At 64.6% G+C, this 14,812-nt stretch carries 18 protein-coding genes; 11 read left to right on the top strand and 7 right to left on the bottom strand.

What is annotated here, in order from left to right; translation table 11 throughout:
- Window positions 1-85: 85 nt before the first annotated feature.
- Window positions 86-580 carry a DUF2244 domain-containing protein gene (locus U3648_RS12495; RefSeq protein WP_420859563.1) on the top strand — a complete coding sequence of 165 codons (495 nt, stop codon included), beginning with the start codon at window positions 86-88 and terminating at the stop codon, window positions 578-580.
- Here the strand turns inward: U3648_RS12495 and U3648_RS12490 are convergent.
- Window positions 573-1,199: a ceramidase domain-containing protein gene (locus U3648_RS12490; protein WP_420859562.1), complete on the bottom strand. Its 627-nt coding sequence runs from the start codon at window positions 1,197-1,199 to the stop codon at window positions 573-575. The genes U3648_RS12495 and U3648_RS12490 overlap by 8 nt on opposite strands.
- 65 nt (window positions 1,200-1,264) lie before the next feature.
- On the opposite strand from U3648_RS12490, the gene U3648_RS12485 reads away from it, so the two are divergent.
- Window positions 1,265-1,960 (top strand): metal-dependent hydrolase, encoded by a 696-nt coding sequence (locus U3648_RS12485; protein ID WP_420859561.1) that lies wholly within the window; start codon window positions 1,265-1,267, stop codon window positions 1,958-1,960.
- 3 nt (window positions 1,961-1,963) lie between these two features.
- On the opposite strand, the gene U3648_RS12480 is transcribed toward U3648_RS12485, so the two are convergent.
- The 3 genes from U3648_RS12480 to U3648_RS12470 form a co-directional block, all read right to left on the bottom strand.
- Window positions 1,964-2,371: a hypothetical protein gene (locus U3648_RS12480; protein ID WP_420859560.1), complete on the bottom strand. Its 408-nt coding sequence runs from the start codon at window positions 2,369-2,371 to the stop codon at window positions 1,964-1,966.
- Entirely contained in the window at window positions 2,368-2,994 is a 627-nt protein-coding gene (locus tag U3648_RS12475; protein ID WP_420859559.1) for a DUF5671 domain-containing protein, read from the bottom strand. The genes U3648_RS12480 and U3648_RS12475 overlap by 4 nt, the downstream gene beginning before the upstream one ends.
- 88 nt (window positions 2,995-3,082) lie before the next feature.
- Window positions 3,083-3,535, bottom strand: a complete 453-nt coding sequence (locus U3648_RS12470) for a nucleoside deaminase (protein WP_420859558.1) — start codon at window positions 3,533-3,535, stop codon at window positions 3,083-3,085.
- A gap of 269 nt (window positions 3,536-3,804) precedes the next feature.
- On the opposite strand from U3648_RS12470, the gene U3648_RS12465 reads away from it, so the two are divergent.
- From U3648_RS12465 to dtd, 9 genes are all read left to right on the top strand, one after another.
- Window positions 3,805-4,617 carry a pseudouridine synthase gene (locus U3648_RS12465; RefSeq protein ID WP_420859557.1) on the top strand — a complete coding sequence of 271 codons (813 nt, stop codon included), beginning with the start codon at window positions 3,805-3,807 and terminating at the stop codon, window positions 4,615-4,617.
- Window positions 4,618-4,789: 172 nt separating this feature from the next.
- Window positions 4,790-5,011 (top strand): hypothetical protein, encoded by a 222-nt coding sequence (locus tag U3648_RS12460; protein ID WP_420859556.1) that lies wholly within the window; start codon window positions 4,790-4,792, stop codon window positions 5,009-5,011.
- Complete coding sequence (locus U3648_RS12455; RefSeq protein ID WP_420859555.1) at window positions 5,011-5,889, top strand: 5-bromo-4-chloroindolyl phosphate hydrolysis family protein; 879 nt, start codon at window positions 5,011-5,013, stop codon at window positions 5,887-5,889. The genes U3648_RS12460 and U3648_RS12455 overlap by 1 nt, the downstream gene beginning before the upstream one ends.
- Before the next feature lie 18 nt (window positions 5,890-5,907).
- Window positions 5,908-7,095 carry a toxic anion resistance protein gene (locus U3648_RS12450; protein WP_420859554.1) on the top strand — a complete coding sequence of 396 codons (1,188 nt, stop codon included), beginning with the start codon at window positions 5,908-5,910 and terminating at the stop codon, window positions 7,093-7,095.
- Between the two features lie 7 nt (window positions 7,096-7,102).
- Window positions 7,103-8,062: a DUF2927 domain-containing protein gene (locus U3648_RS12445; RefSeq protein ID WP_420859553.1), complete on the top strand. Its 960-nt coding sequence runs from the start codon at window positions 7,103-7,105 to the stop codon at window positions 8,060-8,062.
- Between the two features lie 19 nt (window positions 8,063-8,081).
- Window positions 8,082-9,200: an SPFH domain-containing protein gene (locus U3648_RS12440; RefSeq protein WP_420859552.1), complete on the top strand. Its 1,119-nt coding sequence runs from the start codon at window positions 8,082-8,084 to the stop codon at window positions 9,198-9,200.
- A 58-nt stretch (window positions 9,201-9,258) separates the two neighbouring features.
- Window positions 9,259-10,380, top strand: a complete 1,122-nt coding sequence (locus U3648_RS12435; RefSeq protein WP_420859551.1) for a TFIIB-type zinc ribbon-containing protein — start codon at window positions 9,259-9,261, stop codon at window positions 10,378-10,380.
- 73 nt (window positions 10,381-10,453) lie between these two features.
- On the top strand, window positions 10,454-11,359 hold the full coding sequence (locus U3648_RS12430) for a carbohydrate kinase family protein (RefSeq protein ID WP_420859550.1): 906 nt from the start codon (window positions 10,454-10,456) through the stop codon (window positions 11,357-11,359).
- The gene (gene dtd / locus U3648_RS12425) at window positions 11,356-11,793 is read left to right on the top strand and encodes a D-aminoacyl-tRNA deacylase (protein WP_420859549.1); all 438 of its coding nucleotides are present in this window, start codon (window positions 11,356-11,358) and stop codon (window positions 11,791-11,793) included. Before U3648_RS12430 ends, dtd begins: the two co-directional genes overlap by 4 nt.
- Window positions 11,794-11,869: 76 nt before the next feature.
- Here the strand turns inward: dtd and U3648_RS12420 are convergent, their stop codons facing one another.
- The 3 genes from U3648_RS12420 to U3648_RS12410 form a co-directional block, all read right to left on the bottom strand.
- Entirely contained in the window at window positions 11,870-12,358 is a 489-nt protein-coding gene (locus tag U3648_RS12420) for a CAP domain-containing protein (protein ID WP_420859548.1), read from the bottom strand.
- A 100-nt stretch (window positions 12,359-12,458) separates the two neighbouring features.
- Window positions 12,459-13,595 carry a hypothetical protein gene (locus U3648_RS12415; protein ID WP_420859547.1) on the bottom strand — a complete coding sequence of 379 codons (1,137 nt, stop codon included), beginning with the start codon at window positions 13,593-13,595 and terminating at the stop codon, window positions 12,459-12,461.
- Window positions 13,596-13,655: 60 nt separating this feature from the next.
- Window positions 13,656-14,696, bottom strand: a complete 1,041-nt coding sequence (locus tag U3648_RS12410; RefSeq protein ID WP_420859546.1) for an LLM class flavin-dependent oxidoreductase — start codon at window positions 14,694-14,696, stop codon at window positions 13,656-13,658.
- Window positions 14,697-14,812 lie beyond the last annotated feature (116 nt).

Here is a 14,812-nt window from a genome sequence, read left to right as displayed (position 1 = left end):
CCGCCCCCTGCGACCGGCTGGCCCCTTTACATGATCGCGCCCACCGCTACCGTTACGCGGTACGCGAACCAGCCCCCGGACGATCATGCCCTACGAATGGACCTCTGCCCGCGTGGACAGCGATGCGGGCGCCGAGCTGCATCTCTGGCCCTACCGGTCCCTGCCCAAGCGCGGCTTCGTCATCTTCATCGGCCTGACCGCCGGCTTTCTCCTGCTGCCGCTTCTGGCCGTGGTCGGGTCGCTGGTCCTGTGGGGGCTACTGCCCTTCCTGATTCTGGCGGTTGCCGGGGTCTGGTGGGGCCTTGGCCGCAGCTACCGGGATGGCGAGCTGGTCGAGGCGCTGACCCTGACCCGAGACCGGATCGAACTGGTCCGGCAAAACCCGCGCGGCCCCCGGCAAAGCTGGGAGGCAAACCCTTATTGGGTGCAGGTCCGCATTCATCCCCACGACGGCCCGGTGCCGGACTACCTGACCCTCAAGGGCGGCGACCGGGAAGTGGAGATCGGCAGCTTCCTGACCCCCGAGGAACGCCGTGCCCTTTATGGCGAATTGCACGATGCGCTGCGGCAGGTCAGGTGATCCGGGACCGGCGATAGACCTCCACCATCCAGCCCAGCATCACCCCGTTGATCGTGTGCCACAGGAAATGGGTGCCGATGGGCAGCATGTCGCACCATGTCCGGTCCACCGACCGGATCGAGATCGACACCGCCAAAAGACCCGCGCCAATCCAGAACCCCCGCGCCTCGGCCCGGCCCCGCAGAAAGGTCAGGGCATAGATCACCAGAAGCAGCGGCACGGTCCAGTAGAAGTTCGACACCCGGAAGAACGGCAGCGCATTGGCCAGGGGCACCACGACTATCGCATAGGGGATAAAGGCCACTGTCCCCAGCGCCGCCGCCCACAGGGGCCAGCGCAGCATGTCCCGGTTCACCGCGAACAGGTAGGTCAGGATGAAAATGCCGATGGGCAGGGTATCGGCCATCTCGGCCCAGCGGGTGGCGAAGGTGTGCCACAGGAAACTGCCCACCCCGATCACCACGATCAGCACCGACAGGGCCCGCCCCATCGGCAGGCCCCGGCAGCGGCCCCACATGAAAAGACCCGCAAGAACGAAGGACATGTTGGTCACCGCATTGACCGGTTCGTCCCAGAACCCGAACCCCACCCGTTCGCAATAGTCGATCGACTGCGCCATCCAATCCATTTGCGTCCTGCCTGTCCTGCCCTATCCTGCCCCTATCAGATCACAGGGAGGGCCCCATGAAAATCACCTGGCTAGGACATTCCGGTTTCCGGATCGAGATCGAGGATCAGGTGCTCCTGATCGACCCGTGGATGACCGGCAACCCCGCCTTCCCCGAAGGGCGCGAGGCAGAGGCCGTGGCAGGCGTCACCGCGATCCTTCTGACCCACGGCCACGGCGACCACGCGGCCAATGCGATCGGGATCGCACGGGACCACGGGGTCCCGATTGCCTGCATCCACGAACTGGCGGAACTTCTGGGGGACGAAGACGGGGTTCAAGCCATAGGTTTTGGCAAGGGCGGCACCATTTTCCTCGGCAAGGCCTGGGTCAGCATGGTTCATGCGCTGCATTCCTCCAGCGTGGATTTCCGGGGTGGCGTGCAATACGCGGGGGGTGAGGCCGGGTTCATTATCCGGGGCGAAGACCATTCCATCTATGTCTCGGGCGATACGGACGTGATGGCGGATATGGAGGTGATCGCCGACCGCTATAAACCCGATATCGGCATCCTCTGCGCCGGTGGGCACTACACGATGGACATGGAGGGGGCAGCCTACGCGGCGCGCCGGTTCTTCGACTTCGACGTGGTGATCCCCTGCCACTACAAGACCTTCCCGATCCTTGCGCAGGACGCGGAGGACCTGAAGAACGGCCTGCCCGCCAATGTGCGGCTGATCGAACCCAGCGTTCTGGAGCCGATCAGCCTCTGACGGTCAGGGACGCAGGCGGCCGGTATAGCATCCGGTCGCCGGATCCAGCCCTTCAGGCAGACGCAGCAGGCTGGACAGGCGGTCCATATCCTCGAACTCCTGACACAGGCGGAATTCGGTATCCGACAGGCGGGTATAGACCATCGGCAATTCTTCGTCAGTGACCGCCCGGTCAAAGCCCCACATCGACCGGTCACAATACCGGGTATCCGCAATGTCGCTCAGATTTTCTGGCAGAACGACCGACGGGGTGGTGCAGCGCAGATGGCCGATGACCGTTTCGAGGTTTTGCAGGCGCTGCTGGTCGCGGGCGTCGACCCGCGCCTGCCCCGGCCCGCCAACCAGCCAGAAGGCGTAGCCCAATGCGGCGACCAGAAGCGCCCCAAGGCCAAGAAGCGCGAAACGGGTCATGCCGCATCCTCATCCGACAGATCGTGGCGGTAGAACTGGAACACCCCGCCAGACACGATGGCAACCACCAGAACCCGCAGCAGGAATTCAAGGGTCATGTCCCCACGCAACAGCTGCTGCAAGGCAAAGATCACATCGCCCAGAAATGCACCGGCCGCGATCAGAAGGGAAATGGAGGCGACCCATTTGCGGATCGCCGACCGCCGCCGCCCGGGCGAGGCCGCAAGGCGCTTGTTCTCGCGCAGGTGCAGCCAGATCAAGAGCGGTACGCTGACGATCAACACCGCGATCCCGTCCCGAATGCTGTTGAGCACATAGCGCGGGTAGCTCGTGTCGCCAATCGTCAGCTCGATCAGGTTGAAGCAAAGGACAACGAGTGCGATGGCCGAGGTCAGCATCATCCCGAAAATCAGGACGTAGATAAAGAAATCCCGCGCTGACACCACGGCGCGGGGACGCGGAACCGGGGGCGTGAAATCCGTATCTGCAAAGGCGGCCAGCGCCTCGGCCACTTCCGGTCCGGACCAGCCGGCCTGCTCCATCGCACCCGAGATATCCTCACGCGATTTGCCCGCAACAAGGGCGTCACGGGTAAAGGTGACAAGCTCTTCTCTGACGGCCATTGTGGCCTCCCGATAAATATGAACATTGTTCAAATGATGATCTCACGGACCCCGCCTGTCAAGGCTGTTTCACAAAGGCAGCGTGGGACTAGCCGCGGCGATCCTCGAAGAACCGTTTCAAAAGGGCCTCGGCTTCGCGCGCTCCAATCCCGTCATAAACCTCGGGCACATGGTGGCATTGCGGATGCGCATAGACGCGGGCGCCCTGTGCGACGCCACCGGATTTCGGATCGGCAGCGCCATAATACAGCCTGCCGATACGGGCAAAGGAGATCGCGGCGGCACACATCGGGCAGGGTTCAAGTGTGACGTAAAGGTCATGGCCCGGCAGCCGTTCCCGCCCCCGCGCCGCGCAGGCCGCGCGGATCGCCAGAACCTCCGCATGGGCGGTCGGGTCGTTCAATTCGCGCGTGCGGTTTCCGGCGCGGGCGACAACTGCTCCCTCCGGCGATACGACAACAGCCCCGACGGGAACCTCGCCCCGATCGGCCGCCGCGCGCGCCTCTTCCAGTGCTGCCTGCATATGACTGCGAAATGCCATGCCCCCTTCTACGCAGGCCCACGATGCGCGGGCAAGGGCGCATGGTGGGTCAAGACCCACCTTACCCGGGGGGCGCTTCGCCCCCCACCAGATCATTCATGGCCCCCAGAGGATATTTTTGACCCAAAGAAGAATGGACTCTCATTTTGCCCCAAATACTTCGGGGTGAATGGCCCAAAGGGCCAGAGGGGCAGCGCCCCTAAACGTAAGGTGGGTTTCAACCCACCGCCCGCTGGACAAGATGGCGGCCTGCGCGTAACCGGAAAGGCATGACACAGACACCCCCAAGCGGCGACCGGATCGCCAAGGTTTTGTCGCGCGCCGGCGTCGCCTCGCGCCGCGAAGCGGAACGCATGATCGAAGACGGCCGGGTCAAGGTGAACGGCACGACCATCACCTCGCCCGCGCTGAACGTGACCGCGCGTGACCGTATTCTTGTCGACGGAAAACCCGTGTCAGAACCGGAACCGCCGCGTCTGTGGCTGTATCACAAACCCGCCGGCCTTGTGACCAGCGCGCGGGACGAAAAGGGCCGGGCCACGGTCTTTGACGACCTGCCCGCCGATATGCCGCGGGTCATGTCCGTCGGGCGGCTTGACCTGAATTCCGAAGGGCTTCTGTTGCTGACCAACGACGGCGAGATGAAGCGGCGGCTTGAATTGCCCGCCACCGGCTGGCTGCGCCGTTACCGGGTCCGCTGCAAGGGGGCCCCATCCGAGGAAAAGCTGGACCAGCTGCGCAAGGGGATCGAGGTCGAGGGGCTGCGCTACCAGCCGATGGAAGCGACATTTGACCGCCAACAGGGCGCGAATTCCTGGCTGACCATCAGCCTGCGCGAAGGCAAGAACCGCGAAATTCGCCGCGCGATGGAGGCGGTCGGCGCGGTGGTGAACCGGCTGATCCGGGTGTCCTATGGCCCGTTCCAACTGGGCAACCTGAAGGAAGGCGAGGTGGAGGAGATCAAGCGCCGCGTGCTGCGTGACCAGCTTGGGCTGGATGCAGAGTTGAAACCCGCCGACAAACCCCGCCCCCGCCCGACCCGGTCCCGCAAGCCACCAAGGGGGAAATCCCGCACCGATTGACCCCTTGCGGATCGGACCGCCCCCGCCCATGTTTTTCGCGATGGGGCACTTGGCAAACACGCCACGCGCGGGCCGCCTGATGTCGTGCAACTTTTTCTTGTCGGCGTCAGGTCACACTCGCTTTCTGCGGCGCGGCTGCCTATCCTGCCTCTGAAGCGGGGGCATTCGACCAATGGGACGGATCATCCTTTTCTTTGTTCTGGTGGCGGTTGTGGGCCTCGCCCTGATCACTGTCATCATCTTGTTGCGCGTGCTGGCCACAAGCGCGGCAGAGGTTTCCAAGGCCGGCAGAGGAGTGGACGTGCCCATGGGCAAGACGTTCAGCACCATCGCCTATCTCCTGTTGCTTGCGCTGATGTTCGGCGTGGTCACGGGCTGGCTGGGGGCGGTTTGATGGCGAAACGCTATGGCGGAGAATTCAGCCCCGATGGCGCGGGCAAGGGCACTGCGCCCAAGGGATCGGTCAAGGTCACGGTCGATGCGGCCGGAACCAAGGCCAACCTTCTGTTCCTGCCGCCGGTCATCCTTGCCTTCACATCGCTGAATGAAGGGCCGACCGGGCTGATGCTGGGCCTGATCGGCGCGGGCATTCTTGCGCTTGCCGCATGGCTGCTGCACGAAGGCTTGCGGGCCGAAGCCGCCTATGACGCCCGCAAGATCGCCCGCCGCCCCGCCCTGCCCCGCAAGATGCTCGCCTCGGCCCTGACCGGGATCGGGGTCTTTCTGGCAGGCATGACCGGCGACGCAGGCCTGATCGGGTCCATTGCCTTTGGCATCGCGGCCACCGGCCTGCATGTGGCCGCCTTCGGGATTGACCCCTTGTCGGACAAGCGGATGGAAGGGATCGACACCTTCCAACAAGACCGCGTTGCCCGGGTCGTGGTCGAGGCAGAGGCCTTTCTTTCCGCCATGGCCGACCATGTGGCCAGCCTGAAGGACCGCAAGCTGGACCTGCGCGTGGTGCAGTTCCAGAACGCCGCCCGCGAGATGATCCGCACCGTCGAGGAAGACCCTCGCGACCTGACCGGCGCCCGCAAATATCTGGGCGTTTACCTGATGGGCGCGCGCGACGCCGCCGCCAAATTCGCCGATCTCTACCGAAGGGGCGCAGACCCGGCCGCACGCGGCGACTTCGAACAGCTGCTGACCGATCTGGAAACAAGTTTCGACGCAAAGACCCGTAAAATGCTGACGGATGACCGCAGCGATATGGAAATAGAAATCAAGGTGCTGCGCGACCGTTTGCAGCGCGAGGGCGTCAGGCCCGAGTAACGAGAGGGAACAGAAGATATGTCCGACACCATCCGCCAGAAGGCCGAGGCGACCCTTGCCGAGGTTGAAAAGGTCACCGCCGTGGTCCTGCCCGAACCGAAAGGGGAGTTGATCACGCTGGATGCCGCCGACGAACCGACCAGCGCCGAGATCAGCCGCGCAATGGGCGAGATCGACATGGGCGACACCAATTCCATCGTCCGCTTCGGCAGCCGCGCGCAGGCCGAACTGCAGGAAATCAGCCAGTCGATGCTTCAGGGTGTCCGCAACAAGGACGTCGGCCCCGCCGGCGACAGCCTGCGCGACATCGTCACCACGATCCGGGGCTTTTCGGTGTCCGAACTGGACGTGCGCCGCAAACGGACATGGTGGGAAAAGCTGTTGGGCCGCGCCGCGCCCATGGCCAAATTTGTCGCCCGGTTTGAAAGCGTTCAGGGCCAGATCGACAAGATCACCGATGACCTTCTGCGCCATGAACATGTGCTTCTGAAGGACATTGAATCGCTCGACGTTCTTTATGACAAGACCCTGACCTTCTACGACGAACTGGCCATCTACATCGCCGCGGGCGAGGCCAAGCTGAAGGAACTGGACGAAAAGGACATCCCGGCGAAAGAGGCCGAGGTTGCCGCCGCGCCCGAAGATCAGGGCGTGATGAAGGCGCAGGAACTGCGCGACCTGCGCGCCGCCCGCGACGATTTGGAGCGCCGGGTGCACGACCTGAAACTGACCCGCCAGGTCACGATGCAGTCGCTCCCCTCGATCCGTCTGGTTCAGGAAAACGACAAGTCGCTGGTCACCAAGATCAACTCGACCCTCGTGAACACCGTGCCGCTGTGGGAAACCCAGCTGGCGCAGGCCGTCACCATCCAGCGGTCCGCCGAGGCGGCAAAGGCCGTGCGCGAGGCGAACGATCTGACCAACGAACTGCTGACCGCAAACGCCAAGAACCTGCGCGAGGCCAACAAGGTCGTCCGCGAGGAAATGGAACGCGGCGTCTTCGACATCAACGCGGTGAAAGAGGCGAACGAGTACCTGATCGCCACCATCAACGAAAGCCTGCAGATCGCCGACGAAGGCAAACGCAAGCGCGCCGAGGCCGAGGTCGAGCTGCAGAAGATGGAAGCCGAGTTGAAGGCCACGCTGGCCAGCGCCAAGGCCCGCAACGATGGGGTCGGCGACACCATCGGCACGGCCGCGGGATAAGGCCCGGATGCGGGGCCGCTGGGGTTTCCGGTTTGCGCTGGTGGCAGGGACCTTGTCCCTTGCCGCCTGCGACGACCTGCCCTTTGGCGGCCCCAACCCACCCGATACCTCGGCCCGGCCCGAAGCGCGGGTCGCCCCGCCACCCGATCCTGTACCGGATGCGCAAAGCGAGGCGCTAGCGCTTTATTATCGCCGGGTGCAGGCCGACCTTCTGGCGCAGGGGTTGTTGCGCACAGACGGTGGCGGGCCCGACACGCCCTTTACCGATGTGCAACTGGCGCAGAATTTCGTCCGGATCGCCCTGTTCGAGGAATATACCGACAACGGCGGGGTGCTTCGGTCGCAACAGCGGATCAATTCGATCCACCGCTGGGACAGCCCGATCCGGATGAACATCCGCTTTGGCGACAGCGTCGGGTTTGAACAGCGGGTGACCGACCGCAACGCCGTGGCCAGCTTTGCACGGCGCCTGTCGGGGCTGACCGGCGTGCCGATCACCCAGACCACCGCCAACCCGAATTTCCACGTCCTGTTTCTAAGCGAGGCCGAAAGGCGCGCCTTTGGGCCAGAGCTGCTGGCGCTGGAGCCGAACCTGTCGCAGGCCTCGGTCAACGCCTTCCTGACCCTGCCGCGCGACCAGTATTGCATTGTCATCGGCACCTTCGTGCCAGGCACCGCCACTTACCGGCAGGCAATCGTCCTGATCCGGGCGGAACATCCCGACATGATGCGCCTGTCCTGCATCCACGAGGAACTGGCGCAGGGCATGGGGCTGGCCAACGACAGCCCCCGCGCCCGCCCCTCCATTTTCAACGACGACGAGGAATTCGGGCTCTTGACCAGCCACGACGAACTCCTCCTCAAAATGCTGTATGACGACCGGCTATACCCAGGCATGAGCGCCGCCGAAGCCGCGCCGATCGCGCGGCAACTGGCGCGTGAATACCTGGAAACAGGCCCCGTCTGACCAAGAAAGGAACCACCACATGGGCATTCTCGATTTTCTGAAGGGCGAATTCATCGACGTGATCCATTGGGTCGATGACACCCGCGACACGATGGTCTGGCGGTTCGAACGCGAAGGCCACGAGATCAAATACGGGGCCAAGCTGACCGTGCGCGAAGGGCAGGCCGCCGTATTCGTTCATGAAGGGCAGCTGGCCGATGTCTTCACCCCCGGCCTCTACATGCTGGAAACCAACAACATGCCGATCCTGACGAAGTTGCAGCACTGGGACCACGGGTTCCAGTCGCCCTTCAAGTCAGAGGTCTATTTCATCAACACCACCCGGTTTGCGAACCTCAAGTGGGGCACCAAGAACCCGATCATCCTGCGTGATCCGGAATTCGGCCCGACCCGCATCCGCGCTTTTGGCACCTATACGGTCAAAGTGTCCGACCCGGCCCGGTTCATGTCGGAAATCGTCGGCACCGATGGTGAATTCACCATGGACGAGATCAGCTTCCAGATCCGCAACATCATCGTTCAGGAATTCAGCCGGGTGATCGCCGGGTCCGGCATCCCGGTGCTGGATATGGCGGCCAATACCGCCGATCTGGGCAAACATATCGCCACGGCCATTGAACCGGTGATGGAGCAATACGGCCTGTCCGTCCCCGAGCTCTATATCGAAAACATCAGCCTGCCCCCGGCGGTCGAGGCGGCGCTGGATACCCGCACCTCGCGCGGGTTGACGGGCGATCTGGGCGATCACCTGAAATACGCCACCGCCGAGGCCCTGATGAAAGGCGGCGATGCCTCGGGCGCGATGGGCGCGGGCATGGGCGCCGGGATGGGCATGGCCATGGCACAGCAGATGGCGACCCAATCGGGCCCGTGGGGCCGTGCCCCCGCGCCGCAGGCCGCGCCGATGGCCCCGCCGCCCCCGCCCCCCGTCGAACACGTCTGGCACATCGCCGAAGGGGGCGAGGTAAAAGGCCCCTATTCCAAGGCCTCCATGGGCCGGATGGTCACCGATGGTGCCCTGACCCGCGCCAGCATGGTCTGGACGCAGGGGCAGGACGGCTGGATGCCCGCGGGCGACGTGGCCGAACTGGCGCAGTTGTTCACGGTGATGCCGCCGCCCCCGCCCCCCGGTATCTGAGCCTTGCAAGGGGGCAGGCCCGCCCTGCCCCACCCCTTCCAGACCAAAGCGCCCTGACATGTCCGACTTTGACGGCTCTGCCACCACCGCGCCCGAAACCGAACACCGCTTTCCCTGCGACCAATGCGGCGCGGACATGCGCTTTGACCCCGGCGCTGACCGGCTGATCTGTGACCATTGCGGCGCCGAGCAGGCGATCGACCGGGGGCCCTGGGCCGGCGGCGCCATCCGCGAGTTGGATTTCCGGACCGCCATCGAAAACCACCTGCCCGAGGCCGAGATCGAAGAAACCCGCGTCGTGACCTGCCCCAACTGCGGGGCGCAGACCGATCTGGGGGAAAAGGACCACGCCGCCGAATGCCCGTTCTGCGCCACCCCGGTCGTCACTGACACGGGCACGCACCGGCACATCAAGCCCAAGGGGCTGGTCCCCTTCGTTCTGGACGAAACCCAGGCCCGCAAGGCGATGACCGATTGGCTGGGTCGGCTGTGGTTCGCGCCGAACGGCCTTCGCGACTATGCTCGCAAGGGCCGCCGGATGAACGGCATCTATGTCCCCTACTGGACCTTCGACGCCGATACGAAGTCCAGCTACCGGGGCGAACGGGGCGACGATTACTACGAAACTCGCACCGTCGTGCGCGATGGCAAACGACAGACCGTGCGGGTGCGCAAGACCCGCTGGCGGCCGAAATCCGGTCGGGTTGCGCGGTTCTTCGACGATGTGTTGGTGCTGGCCTCGCGCAGCCTGCCCAAACGCTACACCGACGCGCTGGAACCCTGGGATCTGTCGCGGGTGGAACCCTATGCGCCGGACTACCTTGCCGGGTTCCGGGCTGAGGGCTATCAGGTCGAACTGGCCGACGGGTTTACCGAGGCGCGGACGATCATGGACCGGATCATCCTGCGGGACGTGAAATTCGACATCGGTGGCGACCATCAGCGGGTCCACAACATCGACACGACGGTCAGCGCCGTGACCTTCAAGCATATCCTGCTGCCGGTCTGGATGGCCGCCTACAAATATCGGGGCGAAACCTATCGGTTCGTCGTGAACGGCCAGACCGGACGGGTGCAGGGCGAACGACCCTGGTCGGCATGGAAGATCGCCTTTGCTGTTCTGATCGGGCTGATCGTGGCGGGGGCGGTCGGCTATGTCATGGCGACGCAACAGGGCTGACCCGGCGGAAACCGCTCGCCTCGCGGAAATGTTTGCGCTATCAGTCGCGCGTCTCTGAAGAAGGAATGGCCCGATGATCCTTGCCTGTGGCGAAGCCCTGATTGACATGCTGCCGCGTGAAAGCGCCGCCGGTGAACCCGCCTTTGCCCCCTATGCGGGTGGCGCGGTGTTCAACACCGCCATCGCGCTGGGGCGGCTTGGGGCGCCGACCGGGTTTCTGTCAGGTGTCTCGACCGACCTGTTCGGACAGCAGCTTCTGGCCTCGCTCGAAGCCTCCAAGGTGGGCACCGGCCACCTGATCCGGTCGGACAGGCCGACCACGCTGGCCTTTGTCACCCTGACCAACGGCCACGCCAAATACGCCTTCTACGATGAAAACACCGCCGGGCGGATGATCACCCCCGATGACCTGCCCGAAACCGCTGCCGAGGCCTATTTCTTCGGGGGCATTTCTTTGGTCGTGGAACCCTGCGGCCAGGCCTACGAGGCGCTCGCGCGGCGGGTCGCCGGAACCGCGCCGGTGATGGTGGACCCGAACATCCGCCCCGGTTTCATCAAGGACGAGTCCGCCTATCGCGAACGGCTGAACGTCATGTTCGCCTGTGCCGACATCATCAAAGTGTCCGACGAAGATCTGGAATGGATCACCGGCAGCACGGACGGGGAAGCTTTCCGCGACAGCTGTGCCGCCTCGGTCGTTCTGGTCACGCGCGGCGCGGACGGGGTGACGGTGATCTGTGACCATGGCACCTTTGACGTGCCTGCCAGCCGGGTCGAGGTGGTGGACACCGTCGGCGCGGGCGACACGTTCAACGCGGGCTTCCTCGCCGGGCTGCATCAGGCCGAGGCGCTGACCCTTGACGGGCTGGACGACGCGGACGAGGCAACCCTGCGGGCCGCTGTGGAACTTGGCGCAAAGGCCGCAGCCGTCACCGTCAGCCGCGCCGGGGCCAACCCGCCCTGGGCGTCAGAGCTGTGAGGGCACTGATCCAGCGGGTCACGCAGGCCACCGTTCACGTAGACGGGGGTCTGGTCGGCGCCTGCGGTCAGGGTCTGCTGGTTCTGGTCTGCGCGATGGACGGGGACACAGAGGACGCCCCAGCGAAACTGGCCGCCAAAGTGGCCAAGCTGCGCATCTTCAAGGACGAGGCGGGAAAGATGAACCGCTCGGTCGTGGACATTGGCGGGTCGGCCCTTGTGGTCAGCCAGTTCACCCTTGCTGCCGACACCCGCAGCGGCAACCGCCCCGGATTTTCCGCCGCCGCCGCGCCGGACACCGGCGAACGGCTCTACCTTGCCTTCGCAGATGCGCTGCGAGCACAGGGCGTTCCGGTCGAAACCGGGCGGTTCGGCGCGGATATGCAGGTCGGCCTTGTCAACGACGGGCCGGTGACGATCTGGATGGACATCTAGACGGGCGGTGGGTCAAGACCCACCTTACACCAGACCCCACCGATGTCGTAGGGTGGGTTTCAACCCACCCTACCCCTCAGCAGCCCTTGGCCAGCACCAGCACCCAATAGGGGCCGTTGTGATCGACGGCGATGCCGATCCCATAATCCTGCACCCGGTCCAGCATCATGTTGAACCGATGCCCTTCCGAGTTCATCCAGCCGTTCAGCACTGCACTCGGCGCGGCATAGGGCGTGCCGTGGGCGATGTTCTCGGCAATCAGGCAATCGCGATAGCCGGCACTCCGGGCCCGCCGCTGCACCGTGGACCCGTTGCGACCCGTGTGGCTGAAGTACCCCCGAACGGCCATATCGCAGGCATGGTTGGTCGCCGCCTGGCTCAGTTCCGCGTTGTAGCGTAGGCCGCGCAGCCCGTTCTGACGCCGGATCTGGTTCAAGCCCCGGTCGATGTCCTGAAACAGGGCCTGCTGATTGGTCGGGATCTGGCAGCCGTTCGAGGCCTGCACCTGCCCAGCGGACAGGAGGAAAGCCACGGCAAAGCCCACCGCAGTAAATGCTCGACGCATGTCGCATCCTCTTCATCTCGCCCCACCGCATGGTCCTTGGCAGGCAACCAAGGCAACCGCGCGGCAGCAGAGGGGCGATCTGGCGACAATTCGCCCGTTTTTATCCGATTGGCGCGGGATCGAGCGATTTTCGGAACAGGTGCAGCCGGTGCATCGCCCCCGCGCTGGCCTTTTCCTTCTGGGCAAGGCTGGGCCCGTTTTCATCCGCGATCCAGGTATTGGCGACATGGGTATACCCGGCCCGTTTCGCCGCCATGAACACCCGGTGCAGGACCACCGGGTTGACCCCCTGCCCCTGCAATTCCGGGATCACACCGGAAAAGATCAGGACCGCGCGTCGGTTGGTCAGCCGGTGACGAAGGAAATGCCACGGCGCAAGCAGCCCCATCCGCGACCGCACCTTCTTCAGGAAGGGGTTAAGGTCGGGCACGCAGATGATGCAGGCGGCCGGCCGCCCCTTGTGGTGCAGCACCGCCGAAATGCGCGGGTCCATGACCCATTTCATGTCCTTGGCCTGAAAATGGAACTCTTCCTCGGTGACCGGCACGAACATCGGGTTTTCAGCAAATGAGGCATTCAGGACCGCGCGCGCCTCTTCCATCCGCTGCGGGATGGTGCGGCGGGTGATCGGGGCGAATGTGAAATCCGGGTCATCAAGGATCGCCTGCTGCTTCGGCCCGATCGCGGGCGGGTCGGACCGGGTCAGATCGACGGCGAAGGTCGTCATCGGAAAGACCGGTTCATAGCCATTGGCCTCCAGATGCCGGGCGATCTGCGGCGGCGACCATATCTGGTCGAGGAAGGGGGCCGCTTCAAACCCCTCGGTCACAACCCCGATCTGCTGCATCGCGGTCAAGTTGAAGTTCCCCGCAATCTCGTCATGACCCCGGTCCCGGGCCCACGCCTCGGCCGCGAGCAGCAGGGCACGGGCGGCAGCCGGATCATCGGCACAATCGAAATAACCGAAATAGGCGCGGTTCACCCCATGCAGCCGTTTCGACGCGCCATGCACATGGGCGGTGATCCGCCCCAACACCTGCCCCCCGCGATGGGCGGTGAAATAGGTCAGGTCGCTACCCGGATCCTTGAACAGCGGGTTGCGTGTCTTGTCCAGAAACCGGCGCAGGTCGGCCTTGAGCGGCGAGACATAGGCGCTGTCCGGCCCATAGGCCGCAAAGGGCGCCTCGAAGAAGGCCCCGAAGTTCTCTACCTCGATCCGGATATCTGCCTGCGTCATCGTCCCTGCCCTTTTCGCAGACCCTAGCAGGCGGCCCATGGCCGGGACAGTGGGGATATCCTAACCCGCGTCGTCGGCCAGCAACTCGCGGACACGGGGGATGACGCGGGTGGCATACAGCTCGATCGATGTCATCAGCGCCGGATGCGGCAGAGTGCCTTGGGAATATTTCATCTCGAACCGGGTCAGGCCCAGCGCCCGGATGGTCCGGGCGATCTTCTGGGCCACGGTCTCGGGCGTGCCGACATACATTGACCCGTGGCTGACCTCGCGCAGAAATTCCGCCTTGTCGGCGGGGGGCCAGCCGCGCTCGCGCCCGATCCGGTCACGCAGCACGCGGTAGCCTGCCCAGGCCTCTTCCTGTGCCTGTTCTTCCGTCTCGGCGACATGGCCGGGCGAATGAACCCCCAGCGGGCGGGGCGGCTTGCCCAGCTTGGCATAGGCATCGTGATACAGCTGGACGAAGGGCCGGAACCGCGTCGGGTTGCCGCCGATGATGGCAAGGATCATCGGCAGGTCATAGCGGACCGCCCGCACCACCGATTCCGGGCTGCCCCCGACCCCGATCCATGTCGGCAGGCCCTTGGGGCCAAGGGGCGGGAAAATCTCCTGCCCGGTCAGGGCGGGCCGGGTCTGGCCCGACCATTCCACCGGACCGCCCTGCAACAGCCGGTGAAACAGGTTCAGCTTTTCTTCGAACAGCAGGTCATAGTCGTGCAGGTCGTGGCCGAACAACCCGTAGCTTTCGGTGAACGACCCGCGGCCAAGGATCACCTCGGCCCGGCCGCCGCTGGCCGCCTGAAGGGTCGAAAACCGCTGGAACAGGCGCACGGGGTCATCCGTGGACAGGACCGTGACGGCGGTGCCTAGGCGAATGCGGCTGGTCCGTCCAGCAATGACACCCAGCAAGACCTCGGGCGAGGAGACCGCGAAATCGTCGCGGTGATGTTCGCCAAGGCCGAAATAGTCGACCCCCAGTTCATCGGCCAGAACCGCCTGTTCGACCACGTCGCGGATCACCTGATCCTGCGGGATCAACTGCCCATCGGGCCCGACGGTGACATCGCCAAAGGTATCAAGCGCGAATTCGAGATCGGACATGGGCAAAGGCTCCTTTTTCCCAGTCCTAGCAGGGAGGACGCGCCCGCGCCTCCTTCATTTGCGCACAGGACTTGTTCGGCTTGGCGGGTGCCGGGCCGCTGCGCGACCCGGCGGGC

The organism is Marivivens marinus, from assembly GCF_035969385.1.
GTDB lineage: Bacteria > Pseudomonadota > Alphaproteobacteria > Rhodobacterales > Rhodobacteraceae > SELP01.
The sequence above is the reverse complement of the archived record's forward strand: the minus strand, read 5'-3'. Positions and strand labels throughout refer to the sequence as shown.

Bases quoted from the DNA above. Each gene is read 5' to 3' on its own strand.
- U3648_RS12445 (WP_420859553.1), top strand. From the start codon at position 7,103: ATGCGGGGCCGCTGGGGTTTCCGGTTTGCGCTGGTGGCAGGGACCTTG.
- U3648_RS12420 (WP_420859548.1), bottom strand. From the start codon at position 12,358: ATGCGTCGAGCATTTACTGCGGTGGGCTTTGCCGTGGCTTTCCTCCTG.
- U3648_RS12435 (WP_420859551.1), top strand. From the start codon at position 9,259: ATGTCCGACTTTGACGGCTCTGCCACCACCGCGCCCGAAACCGAACAC.
- U3648_RS12410 (WP_420859546.1), bottom strand. From the start codon at position 14,696: ATGTCCGATCTCGAATTCGCGCTTGATACCTTTGGCGATGTCACCGTC.
- U3648_RS12470 (WP_420859558.1), bottom strand. From the start codon at position 3,535: ATGGCATTTCGCAGTCATATGCAGGCAGCACTGGAAGAGGCGCGCGCG.
- U3648_RS12475 (WP_420859559.1), bottom strand. From the start codon at position 2,994: ATGGCCGTCAGAGAAGAGCTTGTCACCTTTACCCGTGACGCCCTTGTT.
- U3648_RS12495 (WP_420859563.1), top strand. From the start codon at position 86: ATGCCCTACGAATGGACCTCTGCCCGCGTGGACAGCGATGCGGGCGCC.
- U3648_RS12415 (WP_420859547.1), bottom strand. From the start codon at position 13,595: ATGACGCAGGCAGATATCCGGATCGAGGTAGAGAACTTCGGGGCCTTC.
- U3648_RS12490 (WP_420859562.1), bottom strand. From the start codon at position 1,199: ATGGCGCAGTCGATCGACTATTGCGAACGGGTGGGGTTCGGGTTCTGG.
- U3648_RS12455 (WP_420859555.1), top strand. From the start codon at position 5,011: ATGGCGAAACGCTATGGCGGAGAATTCAGCCCCGATGGCGCGGGCAAG.
- U3648_RS12450 (WP_420859554.1), top strand. From the start codon at position 5,908: ATGTCCGACACCATCCGCCAGAAGGCCGAGGCGACCCTTGCCGAGGTT.
- U3648_RS12440 (WP_420859552.1), top strand. From the start codon at position 8,082: ATGGGCATTCTCGATTTTCTGAAGGGCGAATTCATCGACGTGATCCAT.
- U3648_RS12430 (WP_420859550.1), top strand. From the start codon at position 10,454: ATGATCCTTGCCTGTGGCGAAGCCCTGATTGACATGCTGCCGCGTGAA.
- U3648_RS12460 (WP_420859556.1), top strand. From the start codon at position 4,790: ATGGGACGGATCATCCTTTTCTTTGTTCTGGTGGCGGTTGTGGGCCTC.
- U3648_RS12465 (WP_420859557.1), top strand. From the start codon at position 3,805: ATGACACAGACACCCCCAAGCGGCGACCGGATCGCCAAGGTTTTGTCG.
- U3648_RS12480 (WP_420859560.1), bottom strand. From the start codon at position 2,371: ATGACCCGTTTCGCGCTTCTTGGCCTTGGGGCGCTTCTGGTCGCCGCA.
- U3648_RS12485 (WP_420859561.1), top strand. From the start codon at position 1,265: ATGAAAATCACCTGGCTAGGACATTCCGGTTTCCGGATCGAGATCGAG.